20 protein-coding genes are annotated in these 21,593 nt (G+C 66.6%); 3 read left to right on the forward strand and 17 right to left on the reverse strand.

Features of this window, described 5'->3' with window-relative positions; all coding sequences use genetic code 11:
• Window positions 1-18: 18 nt before the first annotated feature.
• The 13 genes from CBI38_RS20450 to mftA form a co-directional block, all read right to left on the reverse strand.
• Window positions 19-561: a DUF779 domain-containing protein gene (locus tag CBI38_RS20450; RefSeq protein WP_109331685.1), complete on the reverse strand. Its 543-nt coding sequence runs from the start codon at window positions 559-561 to the stop codon at window positions 19-21.
• Window positions 561-2,084, reverse strand: a complete 1,524-nt coding sequence (gene adh / locus CBI38_RS20455; protein WP_109331686.1) for an aldehyde dehydrogenase — start codon at window positions 2,082-2,084, stop codon at window positions 561-563. Before adh ends, CBI38_RS20450 begins: the two co-directional genes overlap by 1 nt.
• Window positions 2,085-2,160: 76 nt before the next feature.
• Window positions 2,161-3,471, reverse strand: coding sequence for a sigma-54-dependent transcriptional regulator family protein (locus tag CBI38_RS20460; protein WP_109335231.1), 1,311 nt, complete (start codon window positions 3,469-3,471; stop codon window positions 2,161-2,163).
• A 62-nt stretch (window positions 3,472-3,533) separates the two neighbouring features.
• Window positions 3,534-5,009 (reverse strand): mycofactocin dehydrogenase MftG, encoded by a 1,476-nt coding sequence (mftG, locus tag CBI38_RS20465; RefSeq protein WP_109331687.1) that lies wholly within the window; start codon window positions 5,007-5,009, stop codon window positions 3,534-3,536.
• A complete protein-coding gene (gene mftF, locus CBI38_RS20470) occupies window positions 5,009-6,406 on the reverse strand; it encodes a mycofactocin biosynthesis glycosyltransferase MftF (RefSeq protein WP_109331688.1) in 1,398 nt (465 codons plus the stop codon). Before mftF ends, mftG begins: the two co-directional genes overlap by 1 nt.
• A 106-nt stretch (window positions 6,407-6,512) precedes the next feature.
• Window positions 6,513-7,205 (reverse strand): mycofactocin biosynthesis peptidyl-dipeptidase MftE, encoded by a 693-nt coding sequence (gene mftE / locus CBI38_RS20475; protein ID WP_109331689.1) that lies wholly within the window; start codon window positions 7,203-7,205, stop codon window positions 6,513-6,515.
• A 37-nt stretch (window positions 7,206-7,242) separates the two neighbouring features.
• Window positions 7,243-9,201, reverse strand: a complete 1,959-nt coding sequence (locus CBI38_RS20480; RefSeq protein ID WP_109331690.1) for a mycofactocin system FadH/OYE family oxidoreductase 2 — start codon at window positions 9,199-9,201, stop codon at window positions 7,243-7,245.
• On the reverse strand, window positions 9,198-10,010 hold the full coding sequence (locus CBI38_RS20485) for a mycofactocin-coupled SDR family oxidoreductase (protein ID WP_109331691.1): 813 nt from the start codon (window positions 10,008-10,010) through the stop codon (window positions 9,198-9,200). Before CBI38_RS20485 ends, CBI38_RS20480 begins: the two co-directional genes overlap by 4 nt.
• Complete coding sequence (locus CBI38_RS20490) at window positions 9,986-11,956, reverse strand: mycofactocin system FadH/OYE family oxidoreductase 1 (protein WP_109331692.1); 1,971 nt, start codon at window positions 11,954-11,956, stop codon at window positions 9,986-9,988. Before CBI38_RS20490 ends, CBI38_RS20485 begins: the two co-directional genes overlap by 25 nt.
• Window positions 11,957-11,970: 14 nt before the next feature.
• Entirely contained in the window at window positions 11,971-13,152 is a 1,182-nt protein-coding gene (mftD, locus tag CBI38_RS20495) for a pre-mycofactocin synthase MftD (protein ID WP_109335232.1), read from the reverse strand.
• 31 nt (window positions 13,153-13,183) lie between these two features.
• Window positions 13,184-14,404, reverse strand: a complete 1,221-nt coding sequence (gene mftC, locus CBI38_RS20500) for a mycofactocin radical SAM maturase (protein ID WP_109331693.1) — start codon at window positions 14,402-14,404, stop codon at window positions 13,184-13,186.
• Window positions 14,405-14,440: 36 nt separating this feature from the next.
• Window positions 14,441-14,737, reverse strand: a complete 297-nt coding sequence (mftB, locus tag CBI38_RS20505) for a mycofactocin biosynthesis chaperone MftB (protein WP_109331694.1) — start codon at window positions 14,735-14,737, stop codon at window positions 14,441-14,443.
• A 1-nt stretch (window position 14,738) separates the two neighbouring features.
• A complete protein-coding gene (gene mftA / locus CBI38_RS20510) occupies window positions 14,739-14,834 on the reverse strand; it encodes a mycofactocin precursor MftA (protein WP_005573048.1) in 96 nt (31 codons plus the stop codon).
• A 133-nt stretch (window positions 14,835-14,967) separates the two neighbouring features.
• On the opposite strand from mftA, the gene mftR reads away from it, so the two are divergent.
• A complete protein-coding gene (gene mftR, locus CBI38_RS20515) occupies window positions 14,968-15,591 on the forward strand; it encodes a mycofactocin system transcriptional regulator (RefSeq protein WP_109331699.1) in 624 nt (207 codons plus the stop codon).
• A 38-nt stretch (window positions 15,592-15,629) separates the two neighbouring features.
• Window positions 15,630-16,454: a mycofactocin oligosaccharide methyltransferase MftM gene (gene mftM / locus CBI38_RS20520; protein WP_109331700.1), complete on the forward strand. Its 825-nt coding sequence runs from the start codon at window positions 15,630-15,632 to the stop codon at window positions 16,452-16,454.
• A gap of 5 nt (window positions 16,455-16,459) precedes the next feature.
• Here the strand turns inward: mftM and CBI38_RS20525 are convergent, their stop codons facing one another.
• Window positions 16,460-17,749, reverse strand: a complete 1,290-nt coding sequence (locus CBI38_RS20525) for a DUF222 domain-containing protein (RefSeq protein ID WP_109331701.1) — start codon at window positions 17,747-17,749, stop codon at window positions 16,460-16,462.
• Between the two features lie 117 nt (window positions 17,750-17,866).
• Window positions 17,867-18,652 (reverse strand): type I methionyl aminopeptidase, encoded by a 786-nt coding sequence (gene map / locus CBI38_RS20530; RefSeq protein WP_109331704.1) that lies wholly within the window; start codon window positions 18,650-18,652, stop codon window positions 17,867-17,869.
• Between the two features lie 96 nt (window positions 18,653-18,748).
• On the opposite strand from map, the gene CBI38_RS20535 reads away from it, so the two are divergent.
• Window positions 18,749-18,991, forward strand: a complete 243-nt coding sequence (locus tag CBI38_RS20535) for a helix-turn-helix domain-containing protein (protein WP_109331705.1) — start codon at window positions 18,749-18,751, stop codon at window positions 18,989-18,991.
• On the opposite strand, the gene CBI38_RS20540 is transcribed toward CBI38_RS20535, so the two are convergent.
• Window positions 18,978-20,642: an ABC transporter permease gene (locus CBI38_RS20540; protein ID WP_109331706.1), complete on the reverse strand. Its 1,665-nt coding sequence runs from the start codon at window positions 20,640-20,642 to the stop codon at window positions 18,978-18,980. The two genes, CBI38_RS20535 and CBI38_RS20540, sit on opposite strands and share 14 nt — an antisense overlap.
• Complete coding sequence (locus tag CBI38_RS20545) at window positions 20,639-21,577, reverse strand: ABC transporter ATP-binding protein (protein ID WP_109331707.1); 939 nt, start codon at window positions 21,575-21,577, stop codon at window positions 20,639-20,641. Before CBI38_RS20545 ends, CBI38_RS20540 begins: the two co-directional genes overlap by 4 nt.
• Window positions 21,578-21,593: the final 16 nt, after the last annotated feature.

Consider the following 21,593-nt stretch of genomic DNA (forward strand, 5'->3'; position numbering starts at 1 on the left):
GTAAAAACCGGAGCCGCGTCACGTGCCCGGGCGGGCGCCGGGCACGGGGCAGGCGTCGACCGCCTCGGCGACGACCTGCGGCTCGGCGGACGGGGCGGGCCTCCAGCCCTGCTCCCACCGCTCACCGACGATGACGTCTTCGGCTGCGAGGCTGGTGTTCTCCTCGGGTGTGAAGGCGCGGGCCCGGCTGAGGAACCGCATCCCTTCCGGGCTTTCGACGCTGAAGCCCGACCCACGACCCGGCACGACGTCGAGTACGAGCTGCGTATGCTTCCACGCCTCGAACTGCGAACCGGAAATCCACACCGGAACCGCGTCGACGCCCTCGGGGCGCGTCGGCAACGTCTCACCGACGCCGAGACGGAGGTCCAGGACGCCGAGCAGCACGTCCCGGTCCCCCACGATGAACTCGCCGTCCGGGTAACACATCGGCGCGGAGCCGTCACAACATCCACCCGACTGATGCATCATCAGCGCGCCGTGGATACCGCCGAGGCGGCGGAGAAGCTCCACCGCCCCGGCGGTTGCCTTCAGGCGCGCGGGCGCCCGAACCGCGTCCATCAGAAGAAGCCCTGAGCCTTCGCGGCGTAGCTGACCAGCAGGTTCTTGGTCTGCTGGTAGTGCTCGAGCATCATCAGGTGGTTCTCACGGCCGATGCCGGACTGCTTGTAGCCACCGAAGGCGGCGTGCGCCGGGTACTGGTGGTACGTGTTGGTCCACACCCGGCCGGCCTGAATGTCACGGCCCGCGCGGTAGGCGACCCCGCCGTCACGCGACCACACACCGGCTCCCAGGCCGTACAGGGTGTCGTTGGCGATCTCGATGGCCTGGTCGTAATCCTTGAACGAGGTGACCGAGACGACGGGCCCGAAGATCTCCTCCTGGAAGATCCGCATCTTGTTCTGGCCGGTGAAGATGGTCGGCTGAACGTAGTATCCGCCCGACAGATCGCCGCCGAGCTCCGCGCGCTCGCCACCGGTGATGACCTTGGCGCCCTCACCCTTGCCGATCTCGATGTAGGACAGGATCTTCTCGAGCTGATCATTGGACGCCTGCGCGCCGATCATCGTGTCGGTGTCGAGCGGGTCACCCTGACGCACGGCCTTGGTGCGAATGGCGGCCATCGCCAGGAACTCGTCGAAGATGTCTTCCTGGATCAGCGAGCGCGACGGGCAGGTGCACACCTCGCCCTGGTTGAGGGCGAACATCGTGAATCCCTCGAGTGCCTTGTCCTGGTAATCGTCGTTGGAGGACAACACATCCGAGAAGAAGATGTTGGGGCTCTTGCCACCCAGCTCGAGGGTGACCGGAATCAGGTTCTGCGAGGCGTACTGCATGATGAGCCGGCCCGTGGTGGTCTCGCCCGTGAACGCGATCTTCCTGATCCGGGGGCTCGACGCCAACGGCTTGCCCGCTTCGACACCGAAGCCGTTGACGATGTTCACCACACCGGCGGGCAGAAGGTCACCGATGATGGAGATCAGGTGCAGGATCGACGCCGGAGTCTGCTCGGCAGGCTTGAGCACTACCGCGTTTCCGGCGGCCAGTGCGGGCGCCAGCTTCCACACGGCCATCAGGATGGGGAAGTTCCAGGGAATGATCTGGCCGACCACGCCGAGCGGCTCGTGGAAGTGGTACGCGACGGTGTCGTTGTCGATCTCCGACAGCGCCCCCTCCTGCGCTCGAATGGCCCCGGCGAAGTAGCGGAAGTGATCCACGGCCAACGGAATGTCCGCGTTCAGGGTCTCGCGGATCGGCTTGCCGTTGTCCCAGGACTCGGCGAGCGCGATGGATTCGAGGTTCTCCTCGATACGGTCGGCGATCTTGTTCAGGATGATCGCGCGCTCGGCCACGGACGTCTTGCCCCAAGCCGGTGCCGCGGCGTGCGCGGCGTCGAGCGCGAGCTCGATGTCCTCGGACGTAGACCGGGCGACCTCACAGAACGGCTGGCCGGTGACGGGTGTCGGATTCTCGAAGTACTGGCCCTTGACGGGCGCAACCCACTGGCCGCCGATCCAGTTGTCGTAACGCGATTGGAAGGACATGACGGCGTCGGGCGAACCCGGGCGGGCATACACGGTCATCGATAACTCCCTGGTGTCGTGAAGCTCAGTTGCTTTTCGGATGTGACTCACAACACTAGGGAACGTACCGTTGCAACTACGTTGCGTACTGCTGATCGAACAGATCGACCCGAGACTTGACCTGCGAGTACAGGGGCGAACGTGGATCGAGTCCGGCGAGATAGGCCTCCCACGCGGCCACGTCTGCTCGGCCGTGCACCGACGTGGTCCACCGCGCCAGCAATCGCTGGTCACCCTCACGCAGCAACGCGGCCTGCACCCGCGCACGCAGTTCGTCCCGGATGTCCTCGACGCCGGGTGCGTCGGATCCGGGCAGCACCGGACCGGAATAGATGTCCAGGGCAGCGGCGAGCTCGCCCCGGTCGAGGGCACTGCGCACCTGCTGCACATCCGACACCAGGTCGGCGAGCAACCGATACGGGCGCGAACCGATACCGGCCGTTCCGAAAACTTTTCGGAGCCGGGACATCTCGGCCCTGATCGTGACCGAGTCCAGATCACTCTCGTCGAGGAGGACGGCGAGACGGTCCGAACTGAGCCCCTCGGGATGCTCGGCGAGGAGCAGCAGAATTTCTGCGTGGCGCCGCGACAGCGGAGTACGCCGGCCCTCGCGGACGAGGCTGGGCCGACCCGAGCCCAGTACCTCCAACCGGGTGACGGTGTCGACGAGGGGCTGCGGCGAACGCAGCAGGTTCAGCCGTAGTTCGGCTTCTGCCGCGGCAACGGTGGCCCGAATCAGCGAGAGCACCTCGGGCACGGCTACCCGCGGACCACCGGTGATGTCGATGGCCCCGACGATCAGCCCGGTGGCCGGATCGTGGACCGGGGCAGCCGAGCAACTCCACTCGTGGACCGAACGGCTGAAATGCTCGGCACCGAAGATCTGCACGCAGTGATCGAGGGCCAGAGCCGTTCCCGGAGCGTTGGTGCCGACGGTGTCTTCACTCCAGTCGGCACCCTCGACGAAGTTCATGTTCAGCGCGCGATCCTTGGCCGTGGAATCGCCTTCGACCCACAGCAGCTGTCCCTTCTCGTCGGTGATAGCGACGAGAAGACCGGTGTCGGCCGCGTCCTCGACGAGGAGTTTGCGCACGACCGGGCGGATCAGCGCCATCGGATGCGAGGCCCGGTACTCGGCCAGCTCCGAGGCGGCAAGATGATCTGCCCGGGCGGCGCCGTCCGGATTGACGCCCTTACGGGTGCTCCGCATCCACGAATCGAGGATGACGGAGCGGACGGCGTTCTGCTCCGTGTCGGAGACGGCGGGCACGGACCGGTCGACGAACAATTGGTGCGCCGACGACACCCGTCGTGCGAGCACTGCGACATCGTCGCCGGGTCGTACGGCGACCCACGGGTTGCCCCCGGTGGGCGGTTGCTTCTGCATCGGATCCTCCACGGCGTCTCTACTACTGTAACGCGGGCCACACTTCCGGCGGGCGAGGGCTGTCACCCTGAGAGGAAGGTACTGACCCGTTCGGCCACCATCACCGCGGTGGCGTGCGGGCCACGACTCGGCACAACCGGGAACACCGACGTGTCGGCAATGGTGAGTCCGTCGATTCCACGGACATTGCAGCGCTCGTCGACCACCGCGCCGGCGTCGTCCGAATTCCCCATTCGGCAACTGCCACAGAGGTGCTGCGACGTCCCCAGGTGGGCGCGCACCTCGTTGTCCGACACCTCCTCCCAGATCGGCTCCACCAGCGAGTGGAAGGCCGGCGATCGGAGAAGTTCCACACCGAGAGCGACGCCGTTCCGGAGCGCCCGGCGATCGGAGTCCGTTTCCGCGTAGCGATACTCTATCCGCGGACGGACGCGGCGGTGCGGGGACGCCAGCCGAATTCGACCCCGACTCTCCGGGGTCATCACACCTATTCCGAGCCGGGGAACGGGCTGACCGGATCCGGGCACGAGGACATCGAAAGATGCCGTGTACGGACGAATTTCGATCTGCCCGACGTTGAGCACGGCCTCGAGCACCGGACTGGTGGCGTCGCGGCTCAGTGGAGCCCGGACCCGATAGGGCAGACCCACTTCGGGGTGGTCGCTGAAGTCGCTCCCGACACCCGGTGCATCCGTCACCGGACGAATGCCGTTGTCCCGCAAATGTTCAGCCGGCCCGATTCCCGAGTGCATCAGCAGCACAGGCGTCTCGACGGCGCCTGCCGCGAGAACCACCCGATCCGCCCGGACCGCCCGTCGGGCGCCGCCGCTGTCGACCTCGACGCCGACCGCCCTGGTGCCGGAGAAGAGAACGCGAACGACGTGCGAGTCGACGTCGACCGTGAGATTGGGGCGATCGAGCGCGGGCAGCAGATAGGCCGAGGCCGTACTGATCCGCCGGCCGTCGCCGACATTGAGCGGCACGGGTCCGATTCCCTCGCCGTCGCGCCCGTTCTTGTCCGCTTCCTCCGCGAACCCCAGGTCGAGGGCGGCGAGGTGGAAGGCTGCACTTACCGCACTCAGCCGATCGGCCGGTTGCCTGCGCACCGGCACAGGGCCCGTTGCGCCATGCATTGGACCCTCGAAATCCACGTCTGTCTCCAGCGCGCGGAAGAAGGGCAGCACGTGCTCGTACGACCAGGAAGGCGGCCACCGATCGAAGTCCGGCGCCGTCCCGCGGATGAAATATGCACCGTTGACGGCGCCCGAGCCTCCGAGGACATGACCGCGCACCATGGCCGAAGGTATGCCGGGTGTCAGTTCGATTCCGTAGGTGTCGCCGTAGGGACTGCGCGGGCCGACCGGCAACGTGCGGTAGTCGAGCACGGAAGAACACTCGGCCGCCGATCGATACCCGGGACCGGACTCGAGCAGGACGACGGTTCGGTCGGGATCCTCGCTGAGCCGCGCAGCGACGACACAACCACTCGAACCACCGCCGACGACTACCACGTCGGCAGCTCGGACGGGACCGGCCACTACGATTTCAGCCGAGGCTTCACGGCGTCGAAATCACGGGCAGCGATCACGCCCTTCCACAGTCCGGCACCGTAGGCGATGTCGTCGATCCGTTTGAACGCAGTGTGCCGCACGGGACCCAGTCCACCGGGTTCACGGTGGGTGACCCAGTCGGCGAACCCCTCCGCGATCGCGATGGCGAGGGCGATCCGGCGGATCCGTCGAGACAGCACCACCGCCAGGACCGTGATGGGCCAGTAGTGCCGGCACATCGCCGAGGCAAGCTGCCAGGCACCGCCCGCAAACCCTCGAGCTGCGAGAATCGCGGCGATGCGGGTGGGCTGATCGAGCCCGGTGAACATGCGGCGAAGACGCACCACCATCATCGCCAGGGTGGCGACGGCTCCGAGCAGACCGAGCCGAGTGCAGGTGGCTGCGGCGATGCACGCGAAAAACGTCCACGGCGACATGGACAGCGGCGGAACCATCCCCGCGTGCCGCGAGGCGAGCGGCGCCGCACCCGTCCCGTAGAACAACTTGCGGTCGAACCACTTGCCGAAGGTGACCCGGTGATCATGCGCCACATGAGCCACAGGCTCGTACCGCAGCCGCCAGCCGGATTCCTGCAGGCGCCAGCACAGGTCTACATCCTCGGCGACGTGCATGGACTCGTCGAATCCACCGAACTCGTCCACCACCTCACGGCGGGCGATCATCGCCGCGCTGGGCACATACGACACGGGCCCGCCGGATTGGACCGCCGATTCCTTGCGCCCCAGATCCAGTGAGGATCGGCCGTGCTCGTATCGCGCCAGCGTGCTCGCCTCGGGGTCGAGAGCGACGATCCGTGGGGCCACGAGCGCGACCGCAGGGTCACTGAAATGGCCGAGCATCACTTCGATCCATCCCGTTCGAGGCAGCACGTCGGAGTCCAAAAAGGCAACGAAGGGGGTTGCCGCGGAACGGAGACCGGTGTTTCTTGCCGCGGCGGGACCCCTGGCGGTGTCATGGCGGAGAACGGTGACGCGTCCGCACCCGTTCTGCAACGCGGGAGAGACCACCGGAACGTCGGAACCGTCGTCCACCACGATCACTTCCAGGCCCCGCAGCGACGCGAGGAGGCGGTGGAGCCCGCCCGGATTGTTCTTCACCGGAATGACAACGGTGACGTCCTGGGGTGAGGGAGTGCTCATCGGCCGCGGATTGGCGACGCCGGAATCGAGGAGTCTGCGGGCGACCACCGCCGACTGGGGATCGACGACCTCGAGGAATCCGTCGCCGATCATGGCCGCAGCGGTGGGCGCGAGTTTCAACATGCGTGTCGGTGAACCGCCGATGAGGACTCGGCCGCCGGAATATGCGCGCACCTTCGGATCGATCCGGATCCCGAATCCGTCGGGAAGTCGAGCTTGGCGCATCAGTCGATGGTATGCGGGTCGGACAGCACGGGCAGGTCATACCGGATATCGGGAACACCGAGGGTACGACGATGCGTCCTCAGCCACCCGAGGACTCCCGCGTGGGTCATGTGAGCCTCCCATCGGGGCCCGGCTCCCACCGGGCCAGTGCCTTGGACACGTCTTCGACGAGTGCGCCGAACAAGTGCGCCCCCTCCGCGGCCGTGGCGCCCGTCGGATCACCGAGCACGCCGTTGGCCGACACGGCGACCATACCGCCTTCGCGCAGTCTTGGCATCAAGCTTGCGAGAGGTTCGACATTGCCGGGTTCGGCGCTGGACAAACGTACCCGGTCGGGTGAAAGGTGTAGCAACAGGGACGTTTCCGTACGGCCGGCGTGCGCATCTGCACCCGGCACGGCGCAGGGTACCCAGGCGACATCCCGGCCCTCGTACCGGAGCAAGGCAACAGCCTTGACCAGTGCGGGACCGTTGCCGCCGTGACCGTTGACGAACAGCACCCGACCCGCCCAGCGGCATGCCGACCTCCCGTACTCCACCAGCACCGTGTCGAGCGCATCCGCGCCGAGCGACACCGTTCCCGGAAACGCCTCGTGCTCGCCGCTGGCTCCGTAGGCAATCGCGGGCGCCGCCAGCACACCGGGTAAGGCCCCTGTCACCGCTGCGGCGATTGCAGTGTCGGTGTCCAGCGGAAGGTGCGGGCCGTGCTGCTCGAGGGAGCCGACGGGGACGGCGACAGTCGCCCCGCCGCGGTCCAAATCCGTCCACACTGCATCCTCGAGGGGCCCGGAAGCGGTCATGCCCCGATGCTATGCGAGGCGGAAGAAGGGGCTGCCATCAGAGCGACAACGCGACCCGTTCACCCTCGATGACGGCCGAGTGTGCGCGCCGCGGGGCGAGGACGTCGCCGATGCGATGCACGTCGAACCCCGCGGTAGTCAACGGGGCCCAGAGGTCGTCGTCGGGTTCTTGATGGACGGAAACCACCACCCAATCGACGGTGAGTCTGCTGACCCGACCGGTCGGGTGATGCAGCAGCGCAACGGCGACCTGCGATTGCTCGCCAGGGCCACTGCCGGTCGGCACCACCTCGGTCAACTGGGTGATGCCCTTACGGTGCGCCCGCTCGTTCCAGCCCTCGAGGTCCAGGGTGATCCCGAGGTCCTGACCGACGATCATTCCCGGTGTACAGATCGTGACCTCGCACCCGCCGTCCGCAAGGAACTCCGCCACCGACGTTCCCTGGTGGAACCCCAGGTCGTCGACCACCAGCACCGTCCCCTGCGGCCCGGCCCGTCCTTCGAGGACGTCGCGCACATCCACTATCCGATCGGATCGGCCGGCCCAGTGGGGGCGCACCGGACGAGCTCCCGTTGCCAGCACCACCACGTCCGGGGAGCATCCGGCCACGGCCTCTGCCGTCGCCGATGTACCGGTACGCAGATCCACACCGAGACGGCGGCACTCCTTCTCCAAATTCATGACCAGGCTGAGCAATTCACGGCGGCCGGGGACCACTGCGGCAGTACGGACCTGTCCTCCGAGCTCCCGCGCTCGCTCGTACAGCGTCACGGTGTGGCCACGCAGCGCGGCCGTCGCGGCTGCCTGTAATCCCGCCGGACCGCCCCCGACGACAACAACGCGGCGCCCGCGAACCCGCGGTTCGGGCAGGGCCACGGATTCCTTGCCCGCACGCGGGTTGACGACGCAACCGAGCCACCGGCCGAGGCCCATCCGGCCGACGCATTCCTGATTGCACGACAGGCACGTCCGGATGCCGGCCGTGTCCCCCGCCAGCGCCTTTGCGGCGAAGTCGGGATCGGCGACCTGTCCGCGCACCACACCGATCAGGTCGCAATGACCTTCTGCCAGAGCCCGGTCGGCCTGAGCTGGATCCGTGAACCGTCCGACTCCGACCACGGGAAGACCCACCCGTTGCCGGATGGCGTTCGGAATGAACAATGCATAGCCGCGGGGCACCGCCATCGACGCTTCGATCATGTGCAGGGTTTCGGTGGCCATCCCGATCGAGGTGTTGATGTAGTCGACCTGCCCACAGGCATCGACGAAGGCCGCCACCCCCACGGCCTCGTCCAGCTCGACGCCTCCGTCGAACCGATCGTCACCGGCGAGCCGCACCCCGAGTGCATGGTCCGGTCCGATCGCCTCGCGGACCGCGGCCACGACCTCGAGGAGGAACCGTGCGCGGTTCCGGAGCGAACCCCCGTAGCGGTCGGTGCGCTGGTTGGTCGCCGGCGCCAGGAAGCTACGGACGAGCGAAGAATGGGAGCACTGCAGTTCGATGCCGTCGAAGCCGCCGCGGATGCACTGCTCGGCGACGAGTGCGTACCCGTCGATCAGCGTCCGGATCTCCCCGCTGTCCACCTCCTTCGGTACTTCACGGAACAACGGGTCGGGTACAGCACTCGGCGCCCACAGCGGCCGGCGTGAATACAGGCTCGACCCCTGACCACCGTTGTGGTTGAGCTGAGCCAGAATCGGTACGCCGTACTCGTGCACGGCGTCGGTGATCCGCCGATATCCGGGTACCACCTCGGGGCGGTAACCCGCGATCACCTTCTCGTACGGCCAGTCACCCGGATGGGTGGCATGTTCCTCGGAGATGATCAGCCCGGCTCCACCCCTCGCGCGCGCCGCGTAATAGGCGGCGTGTTGCTCGGTGGGGAGTCCGTCGACGGCGTATCCCGTGAGGTGCGCCGAGAAGACCACCCGATTGCGCACGGTGAGCGGTCCGAGGCGCAACGGGGTGAAGAGGTGACGGTAGGCGGTGTTCACACCTTGGTGTTGCCCATGTCGAGAGCGACCTGACTTCCGGTGACCGTGCGGGAACCGTCACCGGCCAGCCACAGCACCGCATCGGTGATGTCGTCGGTCCCGGCCAGCGGATGCTCGGTGAGGATCGTTCCGAAGCTCGACAGATAATGGGGGTGCTTCTCGAGTATCACCAGGCTGCCGGGGTCGGTGCCCATCGGGGTCTTGACACCGTACGGGTGAATCGAGTTGACCCGGATCTTGTACTCGCCGAGCTCTTTTGCCGCCGTCTGCGTCAGGCCGACCAGGCCGAACTTGGAAGCTGCATAATTGGCCTGACCCGGCAAGGGTTTGATACCGGCGACCGAGCTCACGACGATGATGGACCCACCCCGCCCGCCCTCGATCAAAGCCGGCACTGCCGCCTTCAATGTCTTCCACGCACCCGTGAGATTGACATCGATCAGCGTCTCCCACTGCTCGTCGGGCATCTCCCAGAATCGGCTCCAGTTACAGATGCCCGCATTCGCGATCACGATGTCGAGCCGCCCGAACTGTTCGACGCCCCGATCCACCACGGCCCGCAGCGCGGCGCTGTCCCGGACGTCGGCCTGTTCGGCGAGAATCTTGCCGCCTTCGGACTCCACCAGTCGCACCGTTTCGGCCAGGTCGTCGGGCGTCGCCGGTTCATAGGTGTTGTACGTCGATACCGGTCCGCAGATGTCGACGGCGATGATCGCCGCGCCCTCACGGGCCAGCCGCACAGCGTGCGTCCGCCCCTGCCCTCGGGCGGCCCCGGTGATGAACGCTACCTTGCCGTCGAACTGTCCCATGACATCGTCCTATCTCTCGTTGACGCGGGTAACCGAAGGGCATGTGCCTCGAGGCGGCCTTCGCGGATCGCTTCGAGAAGTGTTCGGGGAGCAAGGCAGTCACCGACCCGAACCGCGCCGGAGCGCAGAGTGTTATCGGGTAACCGGGGGGAACAGTCGATCACGGCGGCACACGGCACCAGCGTTTCCGCACCGGTGTACCGGTTCCGGATCCGCGCACCCGAGTGTCCCGCCGACACGATCCGGCTCGACAGGTGACGGGCGACTCCCGCCCGTTGCAGACGCCCGTTGGCGTCGAACAGGTCGCCGCTCGGGCCCAGACGCGATCCGGCCACCGGGTCGGGAGTCACCACACCGACCTCGCGCCCCGACGCCGCGAGCCATTCGGCGAGGGCGACCGCGATCGGGCCTCCGATCGGATCGAAGACCAGGACCGGACCCTCACGCAGGGCGGCGCCGATCAACACGTCGACGGCGTCGACGCACTGGGTGGTCCCTTCGACGGGAAATGGCGCTGGGCGGGGCCGGCTACCGGTGGCCACCACCACGGTCACCCCATTCTTGTGGGCGGCATCGATGTCCGCGTCGGACACAGTGACACCGAGACGGAAATCGACACCCAAGGACCTGCACTCGGCTTCGAGCCAGTCCGTCAGAGGCTGCAGGTGCGGTGCATCGGCGGCGGCTGTCCTTACCAGACCACCGAGGCGGTCTGCCGCCTCGGCGACCGTGACACGGTGACCGGACGTCGCGAGGACGCGCGCCGCTTCGAGTCCCGCCGGCCCCCCGCCCACCACGAGCGCCGTCTCAGCATCCGCGGATATACACGGATACGGTTGCGGTTCCGGTGGGTCGACGACCTCGTGCCCGGCGGTCGGATTGCCGACACAGGTGACGAGAGGATTGCGGGGGTCACGCACCCGGCAGGTCTGATTGCACAGTATGCAGGGGCGCGGCGCGGAACCGCTCCGGATCTTGGCGACCAGATCGGGGTCCGCGATCTGCGCTCGCGTCATCTCGATCACGTCCGCGACACCGTCATCGAGCGCTCGCCGAGCGAGTACGGGGTCGATCACACTGCCCTGCAGAGCGACCGGAACGCCGCCGGCCACCGCCCGCCGAACAGACAAGCACGTCTCCGTGTTGAATCCGGCCGGAGTGTGAAAATCGGGACGGTAGGCCGTGACCGACAGTGCGCCGCCGCGGACCACGACCAAGAGATCGAGCGCACCGGCCAGGGTTTTCGCCTGCTCTGCGGCGACGGAGGGTGTGATGCCACCCCACGACGTCCGTTCGTCGCACGAAAGACGCAGCGACAGTACTCGACCCGGGCCCAGTTCCTCCCGGACAGCGGTAATCACCTCGCGGGTGAGCCTGAGACGGTCGGCCCCGTACTCGTCGCCGCGTACATTGGTGAGCGCCGAATGGAATTGACGCAGCAGCCCCCTCGGCCCGGCGTCGAGTTCGACCCCGTCCATGTCCGCCTCGACCACCCGGGCCGCGGCGGCGCGGAAACCCTCGACGAGTTCCTCGATTTCGGGCCGCTCCATCGGCATCGGCATCTCCCGCGACACCACGTCGGGCACGCGGGACGGTCCCCACAGCACGGACTGTGAATAGGCGCTCGAGCCCTGGAGCCCGGTGTGACCCAGCCCGGCCAGCACCAGAGTGCCGTGTGGGCGGCACGCCGACACGACGTCACGCCAGCCGTCAACGCAGTCGGCAGCGAGTGGCGCGCGCTCATAGGGCCAGTCGGAGGCGTGCACCGACGCGACCTCGGTGACGACGATTCCCGCACCACCTCTCGCCCGCCGCTCGTAGTACGCAACGTGACGCGGGGAAATAGACCGTCGCACACCGAGATTCGTGACGTGCGGACCGAAGAGCACCCTGGAGGAGGCATGACGCCCCGCCAGGGTGATCCGGTCGGTCAGCTGCGCAGCCATCTACGCGTGTCGAGTCAGGATTCGGCGCCCAGGACGCGTTGGAATCCGGGCGGGATCACGACGTCGGATGCGCTGAGGTCGTGAATGGACGAGTGCCCCAGTCCGAGGAGCGCCGAATCGATGCCGCCGCGCAGGACGTCGAGAACGTTTTCGACACCGGCCTGACCGTTCGCCGAAAGGCCCCACAGGTACGCGCGGCCGATCATGACGGCCTTGGCGCCGAGAGCGAGCGCCTTGACGACGTCGCTGCCGCGGCGGACGCCGCCGTCCAGCAGGATCTCGACCTGATCGCCGACCGCATCGGCGATAGCGGGCAGCGCCCGAATCGGCGCAGGTGTGCCGTCGAGGTTGTTACCACCGTGATTGGACACCGAGATGGCCGTGACACCGGCGTCGACGGCACGCTTGGCGTCGTCGATGCGCATGACACCCTTCAGCATGAACGGTCCACCCCACTGCTCACGGAGCCACGCAATGTCGTCCCAGGTGGGCAGCGGTGTCTGCATCCATTCGCCGTACGCACCGAAGAACGTGGGCGGTTCCTGACCGGGTGCCGCGAGGTTCGGTGTGGTGAGATCCGGGATCTTCCGGGTCTTCGCGAACTCGTAAAGCCACTTCGGACGCGTGATGCCTTCCGGTGCGAACTGGATCATCGCCTTGAGATCCATCTTCTCCGGGATGGCCGGGCTGCCCCAGTCGCGCCCGTAGGAGAAGGACCAGTCGGTGGTGATGATCAGCCCGGTGGCGCCGGCCGCACGAGCCCGCTCCATCCGCTGAATCAGCACGTCCCGGGTACCGACCCAGTACATCTGGAAGAAGGTCTGGGGATTCGCCGCGGTGACCTCTTCGACCGACTTGCTCGCGAACGAACTCAAGCCGATCGCCGTCCCCCTGGCCGCCGCAGCACGTGCAACCGCGACCTCGCCGTCGGGGTGCACCGCCTGCACACCGGTCGGGGAAATCACGACGGGAAGCGAAATGTTCTGCCCCATCACGGTGGTAGACAGCTCGCGCTTGTCCGAGAGACCGACGGCGTGCGGGGCGAACCCCAGCTCACCGAACGCCGTGACATTGTCGTCGACCGTCAGCCCGCGCTCGGAACCGGCGATCAGAGCCGCATACACGGACTTCGGCAAACGCTTCTTCGCGCGACGCTGGGCCTCGGCCACAGTCTCGAAGAACGGATTCTTACCCATGTCGAAAAAACCTCTCATACCGACAGACGGTTTACGTCTGTTCCATTCCCGCAAGCGGGTTCTCGTCACAAATCTTGGCGGGCGGACGCACCATCAACGTCAGCGGAACCGGTGCCCGAGGAGTCCGACGCTGGCCGGTGCGGGAGTGGTCGACGCTGGATTTCGGAATGTCGCCGCGCTCACCTGCGAGCGCCGCCTCGCCGTATCCCTGAACACATTCGGGGTCGGGTCCGTCCATCGGAAGCCCGGTGAAGAACTTCGCGGCCATACAGCCGCCGCGGCAAGAGTCGTAGTGGGCGCACTTGCTGCACGCTCCCCCGGTTTGCGGAGACCGCAGTTCCTGGAACAGGTCGGAGTGCTGCCACACATGCTGAAAGCCGCCGTCCGCCAGGATGTTTCCGGCGAGGAACTGCTCGTGAATGGCGAAGGGGCACGCATAGACGTCACCGATCGGGTCGATCAGGCAGACTACCCGGCCGGCGCCGCAGAGATTCAGGCCCGGCAACGCGTCACCGTAAGCGGAAAGATGGAAGAAGGAGTCGCCCGTGAGCACACCGTCACCATTGGCGACCAGCCAGTTGTACAACTCACGCTGCTGCGCCTGGGTGGGGTGCAGCTCGTCCCACACGTCCGCTCCTCGGCCGGACGGGCGCAACCGGGTGATGCGCAGGGTGGCGCCGTACTTGTCCGCCAGGGCCTTGAAGTCGTCGAGCTGGGACACGTTGTGCCGGGTGACCACCACGGAGATCTTGGCGTCCTTGAAACCGGCCTCGGACAGATTCTCCAGCGCCCGCACCGCCATCGCGAACGATCCCGGACCACGAACGGCATCATTGACCTCGGCCGTCGCGCCGTCCAGGGAAATCTGCACGTCGACGTAGTCGCTCGCCGCGAGCCGGGCGGCAACCTTCTTGTCGATCTTCACCCCGTTCGTGGAGAACTTGACTCCCACCTGGTGCGCGGTGGCGTAATCGACGAGTTCCCAGAAGTCGGAGCGCACGGTGGGCTCGCCGCCACCGATGTTGACGTAGAACACCTGCATACGCTGCAGTTCGTCGATGATCGCCTTGCACTGCTCGGTGCTCAGCTCCCGTGGATCACGCCGCCCCGACGAGGACAGGCAGTGCACACACGACAAGTTGCACGCGTAGGTCAGTTCCCACGTGAGGCAGATCGGGGCGTCGAGTCCCAGTTCGAACTGGTCGACGAGTCGGCCGACCGGGGCGGAGGGCCTTTCGAGCATGGAGGTCATGGGCTGGATCCTCTGATACGGGGCGAAGAGAGCTGGTCAGGCGGGGACGATCATGTGCGACTCGGCCAAAGTGCCGAGGGCTCGCGCATACTGCGGAGCGGTGTCGTCCCCGATGCCCTGCGCCCGCAATGCGGACCGGGCGTCGGAGTGGTCGGGAAGGGCCTCCACCACCGCGACGATTGTGCGGTTCTTCAGGAACGACAGCTTGCGTGTCCCGAAGTGGTAGAGCAGCGCCCCGAACGGCTCGGGACGCAGCGCCACCTGCGGATGAAGCTTCCAGCCCACATCGAGATCGATACCGGCTGTACCGGTCGCTGCGGGTGCTTCGGGCATGTCAGTACACGCCGCACATGCCGTCGATCGACACCTCTTCGACGAGAGATTCCTCGACGAGGTCGTTCTCCAGCACGTTGTTGTCACGATCGGACATGATTTCCTCCTACTGTTCGGTGATACGTAGGCGAGTCACTGGGATGCTTCCCGTCATAGAAGGACCCTTCTGTGACTCGCCTCACCACTGTAATGGCATCGAGTGCAGAATGCCAGACCGGGAGGGACGAAACATGAAAAGCCGACGAAAACCAGCCAGTCGGATAGGGCGACGCCCGTCCACAACGCAGGACCGGATCAGTACCGTGGGGATCGAGCTGTTCACCAGGCAAGGGTTCGACGCCACCAGCGTCGACGAGGTCGCCGAGGCATCCGGCATCGCCCGGCGCACCCTGTTTCGCTACTTCCCGTCCAAGAATGCGATCCCGTGGGGCGATTTCGATGCCCACCTCGCCGAGATGCGCGCTCAACTCGCCGCACAGCCGGACGACATTCCGATCGCGGATGGCCTCACGGCCGCCCTCCTCGAGTTCAACGCCTTCCCTGCAAGCGAGGAAGTCAATCACCGCAAGCGGATGGGCCTCATTCTGCGGGTACCTGCGCTGCAGGCATATTCGGTGGTGATGTACGAAGGATGGCGCAACGTCATCGCCGAGTACGTGGCCGGCCGGCTCGGAGTCTCACCCACCGACCACATTCCGCGCACTGTCGGTTATCTCCTACTCGGGGTTGCGATGTCGGCATACGAGCAGTGGCTCGATGACGATTCGCTCGAACTGAACGAACTACTCGCCAGCGGAATGCAATCGCTTTACGATGGGCTGAGTTCCCTCGGCGAGCCCGACACACGAACCTGATCTCCTCCCGCCATCACCACTAGGCAAGGTTGCCTCGAATGTCCTCCACTCTCGACACCTCCGCTTTCGACTCTCTCGCTCCGTGCGAATCCGGACTCTGGTCACACGGCCACGTCACGGTAGAGCGCGTCGCCGCCGGACCGCTCACGCTCGCCCGCGACGGCGACCACTTGTGGGTGCGGCATGCCCTGACACCGGAGGATCTGAGCGAGCGGCTCGTGGCCTCGGTCACTGCGTCGATCGAGGACGCCGACTTCGGCCAGGACGAATTCGAGTCAACCATGGTCGGGCTTGTTCGCTCCACCGTCGACGGTGCGCTCGAGGCCTGGACCGTCTACTACCGCAACTCTCTGGACGAATTGCTGGACGGCACCGCCGACTTCGCACCGATCCACGAGAAGGCGGAGGAACTCGTCCGCGGTTCCGTCCTGGACCTCGGGTCGTGCTTCGGATTCTTGCCCCTGCGACTCGCCCGCGCGGGTCGCTCCGTCACGGCGACCGACATTCTGCCGGGCACCATGACCCTCCTCGACGCCGTGGCACCAGAGCTCGGACTGGACCTGGACACCCTCGTCTGCGACGCCGCGCACGTACCGGTTCCCGACGACAGCTTCGACACCGTCACCGCCATCCACCTCCTCGAACACGTCGACGCCAGCATCGGTACCGCGGTGATATCCGAGGCCCTCCGCGTTGCCCGCGACCGGGTTGTCGTCGCTGTCCCCTATGAGGACGAGGCAACCGCGTGCCACGGACATATCCGCACCTTCGACACCCCGTCGCTCACGAAGCTCGGCGACGCGACAGGACGCCCGTTCGCGGTGTTCGAACACCACGGCGGCTGGCTCGTCATCGACTGCTGACCCCCTCACGATGCGCGCAGGTGCGCGGCCGCCGGTAGCGGTGGGGCCGCAGAGCGATAGTGGTGTCCGGTCGGGGTGCCGAGGTCGATGAGGTGGGTGCGGCCGGGATTGCGTAGTGGGCGGGCATCCCATCCCGGTGCTTCCTTCGCGTAGTTGCAGGCCTCGCACAGCCCGGACCCGTTGTCCGCGCTGGTCGCACCCGCGTTGCCGTACGAGCGGATGTGGTCGTGATGGCGGATCGGGGCATCGCACCACGGTGTGCGACAGGTGCGGTCGCGGAGATCGATCAGCGTCTTCAGGCTCTTCGGGAACGTGCGCGACTGGGATTCCATCGCCGTCAACGCCCCCGACTGTGGGCACGAATACACCCGCCGCAATGTCGTCTCGGCAACTCCATCGATGGCGTCAGCCACCATGTGTCGTGCTATCCCCGCCGGCACCGGCCCGAACCCCTGCAGGTGGGCTGCCTCGTGGCCGCCGGCCAGCAGCGACTCGTCCGACAGCACCAGGTTCACCGACACCGGCACACCGGACGCCAGTGACGCTCCGGTGCCGCGCGCGAACAACAGATCCACCATCACCTGATTGCGGGTGCGGCCACCACTGTTGCCGGTGGCGATGAGACTGTCGGCGTCCCGGCTCAGCGTGGCCTGCAGGCAGACAGCCTGTTCCACAGGCATCAACACGCTGAGATACGCCATCGAGTCCGGCGCCGGACGGGTGGTGACCCGTCGCTCCGAGATTGCCTTGCGGTGCCTTCGGACGACCGCCGCGGCATCGAGTTCGACCGCCAGGGCTTTCGCTCGTGCAACCAGACCCCGGTCGCCGACTCCGTCGAGAATGCCTGAATCCGCGCACAATCGGCGGTCGACAATCGCCCGATCGTGCGCCGACAGGCAGGCTGTCTCGCGCACGAGCAGGGTGGCGCGCCATTCGTTCAACCGCCCCGATCGCAACAAGTCCAGGGTGTGTGGCATTTCATGCACCAACGCCCGCGCGAACCCCAGATGCCGGCCACCTCGGTTCGGAGATTCCCTGCGCGCCAATGCAATCTGCGACGCAATCCCCCGGTCCCACTCGGACCGCGGCAGTTGTCGAGCTTCACGGTCGTGTCGGATACTCGTGGCGACGTCGTCGGTGATCACCGCCTGCACTGCGCAGCCCACCGACTTCAACGTCTCGATCGCATCGAGTAGATCGATGCCCAACCCCGCATCGCCGTCGGCAGAAGCCAGACGAAGCCGTGCGGTGAACGCACGCACCTCGTCCAGATCCGGTACCGCTAATCCCCCCATAACCAACCTCCCCCAAGGTCGTTCGAAACTTTGTTCGAGTCTAGCAACTGCGGGCCACCAGAGCAATAGCCAGCGCGAATCGCATTGTCCCGCAGAGTTACAACAGTCGCCGGACCACTACTCAGGGGCCGCGACGTGATCCTGACACGTCAGCACGAGTGGCGCGCTGTCGGTGACGGCGATGGTATGTTCGCTGTGTGCGGTACGGGACCCGTCGGCCGAGCGGATGGTCCACCCGTCGTCGTCGTAGATGATTTTGTCGGTACCGGCAGCGAGCCATGGTTCGAGCGCAAGCGTCAATCCAGGCTTCAGCTTCAGACCACGTCCGGCGCGTCCCATGTTGGACACGTGGGGGTCTTCGTGCATGGTGCGCCCGAGTCCGTGGCCACCGAATTCGGTGTTGACCGGGTACCCGTAGTCGGCGGCCACGGCGCCGATCGCAGCAGAGATGTCGCCCAGGCGGTTGCCGGGCAGCGCAGCGGCAATCCCCGCTGCCAGGGCACGCTCGGTCGCCTCGATGAGACGCTCATCCTCCGGCCGCGGAACCCCCACGATCACACTCCGCGCCGAATCGGCGACCCACCCGTCAATCGATACCGCGATATCCATGCTCAGCAGGTCTGCGTCACGGAGGACGTAGTCATGCGGAAGTCCGTGCAGCACTGCATCGTTGACCGACAGGCAGATGACATTACGGAACGGCCCTCGCCCGAACGACGGCGCGTAATCCCAGTAGCACGACTGGGCACCGCGTTCGGTAATCAGCTGGCGGGCGCGATGTTCGAGTTCGAGCAGGTTTACCCCCGGCTCGGCCCGGGAGGCGAGGTCGTCGAGCAGCTCGGCGATGAATACACCGGTGACGTGCATCGCTTCGATCTCCCGAGGGGTCTTCAATTCCAGCACAGGTTTTCCTCTCCATCCGACCCGATAGCCGGTATTAAAATACCACCGTAGTCGATCGTCCGGTATTTTCATACCGCCGTCGAGTAGGCTGGTGGCATGGTGCGTCTCCCGCTCACTCCGGCCCAACTCGCGGCAGGTCAGCGCCTGGGGGCGTATCTACGCCGTGCCCGGGGCGACCGCACCCTCGCCGAAGTGGCTCAGGAAGTGGCGATTTCACCGGAGACTCTGCGCAAGATCGAAACCGGCCGGATGCCCACTCCGGCATTTACGACAATTGCAGCTCTGGCCCGAGTCCTCGCCGTACCCCTCGACGACCTCGCGCAGGCTACGAACTGGTGATATCGCGTCGCCGGAAGAGCACCACCCCGACGGCGATCACGAAGACGGCGATCGTCGCGAGCAGCACGAGCGGAGCCGCCGTCACCTCCGCCGCAGGAACGGCGGGGACGTGTGTGAACGGCGACAGGTCGCGCACCGCCTGAGGCAGACCGAGCAGTGGTCCGAGGAATCCGAAGATCAGGCAGGCAGCGAGCACGCCCCAGGAGATCCCGGTCGACCAGGCCGGGGCACCACCGAACGACGCGACCACCACGGCCGCGACCACTGCGATCGCAGGCACGAAGGCCAGAGCAGCACCGGTCAGATGCACCACCTTTCCCGGTACGTCGTCGGTCACGAGACCGTACGCGAGCCCAGTTGCCGCCCCGGTCAGTGCCTGCAAGACAACGATTCCCGACACGACCAGTCCGACATGCGCGAGCATCCACCGCGAACGCGAGAGCGCTGTCGCGAGAACCGGTTCGAGTCGTCCCGCCGATTCCTCACCCCGCATTCGGAGTAATGCCTGTACGGCGTAGCCCGCAACCGCGATCGCCATCATGCCGAAGATGGCGGCAAAGTAGGCATCGACCATGTCGGTGGTACCGCCACCGAGCTGCTCCATCATGTCGGCCACCTGCTCGCCCTCGCCGAGAAAGTCGTCGATCTGGTCCGCGATTGCGCCGTACACCACGGCGAGGACGGTGATGCCGAATGCCCACCAGAACAGGATCGTCCGTTGTATCCGCCACGCCGATCCGAGCGGCGTCGGCAACAACCCGGACGCGCGGGCGGGGCCGGGGCGGGTCGGTACGAGGCCCGAGCCGATGTCCCGGCGTTCGGTAAGGGCGAAGCCGACCGAGCCGACCGTGAGTGCGAACAGGACGGGCAACGCCAGCACCCACCAGGCATTGTCGTCGTAAGGACGGACCTGTTCGGCCCAGCCGACCGGCGACAGCCAGGTCGGCCAGCTACTCACCACCCGGGTGCCGTTTTCCGTCACCGTCCCCGTCATGTCGCCCACTGCACGCAACAGGAACGCCACACCCAGGGCGGCGCCGGCCAGTCCGTTGGCGGTGCGGGCACTGTCCGTCACCTGCGCGGTGACCGCGGCGACGGCGGCGAACGCGATGCCGGCCCCCGCGACAGCCACGCCCAGAGCCACAGAACCTGCGAACGGAAGACCCTCCGCAACCAGAACGACAACGTTGATCAGTCCGAGAACCAGATTGGCGCCGACCGCGACAACCAGTGCGGCCGTGAGCAAGGCTCTGCGCCCGACGACGGCGGCCTCGACGAGTTCGGCGCGGCCCGTCTCCTCGTTCTGCCGCGTATGACGCACGACGAGCAGGGTGGTCATCAGGCCGGCAGCGAGAGACAGCGGCATGACGATCTGGCTGGCGAGCACGGCGCCGACGCTGTACCCGGACACCAGACCGTTGGTGGCCAGCGCGACCGGTGAGGCCGCAGTGGCCACCGCGAAGCTGCGCAGGTCACCCTCCGTGGGATACAGGCCGAGCACACTCGACGCCGAGAACGCCTGCAGCGCTGCGAGGGCGAGTAACCACACCGGCAGCTGGATACGGTCACGGCGTAGCGCGAGCCGCACCAGCCGGGCGGTCCCCGCGTACTGCCCGCGCCCCACCTTCTCCGGCGCCGTCACGGCGCTCATCGTGTCCGCGCCCCGGATTCGGCGCGCCGGTGGTTCTCGCCCTCGCGGGCCAGTTCGTCCCCGTAGTGCCGTAGGAACAACTCCTCCAACGTCGGTGGCGTCGACGTCAGCGACGAGATGCCGAACGACAGTAGGTGGCGCAGCACCCCGTCGATCGCGCTGGTGTCCACCTCACATCGAGAGTGCAGGCCGTCGACCCGCACGTCGTAGACCCCCTCGATGCTCTCGAGTCCGGTCACCGGCCGCTGCGTCTCGGCCGTGATCGACGTACGCGTGAGATGACGCAGTTCCGCCAATGTGCCGGTCTCGACGGTTCGGCCCTCGCGGATGATGCTCACCCGATCGCACAGCGCCTCGACCTCCGCGAGAATGTGACTCGACAGCAGGATCGTCCGCCCCGAGTCGGACATCTCCTCGACGCAGTCCTGGAACACCGACTCCATCAGCGGATCCAGCCCGGACGTGGGTTCGTCGAGAACGTACAGTTCGACGTCGGACGCAAACGCGGCCACGAGCGCGACCTTCTGCCGGTTGCCCTTGGAGTACGTGCGCGCCTTCTTCGTCGGATCGAGTTCGAACCGCTCGAGCAGTTCTGCACGCCGGGTCTCGTCGAGACCGCCGCGCAACCCCGCGAGGAGATCGATCGCTTCACCCCCGGTGAGATTGGGCCACAGATTCACATCACCCGGAACGTAGGCGAGCCTGCGGTGCAACGACACCGAATCACGCCACGGATCCCCGTCGAGCAGACGCGTGGTACCGGAGTCGGCCCGGAGCAGTCCGAGCAGGACCCTGATGGTGGTCGACTTGCCGGAGCCGTTCGGCCCCAGGAAACCGTGCACCTCACCGGCGCGCACCTCGAGATCCAGGCCGTCCAGGGCGCGGGTGGCGCCGAACGTCTTCACGAGTTTCTCCACCGAAATCGCAGCAGCCATGGTAGGGACGGTACGC

Origin of the sequence: Rhodococcus oxybenzonivorans (genome assembly GCF_003130705.1) — a bacterium.
Lineage (GTDB): Bacteria > Actinomycetota > Actinomycetes > Mycobacteriales > Mycobacteriaceae > Rhodococcus_F > Rhodococcus_F oxybenzonivorans.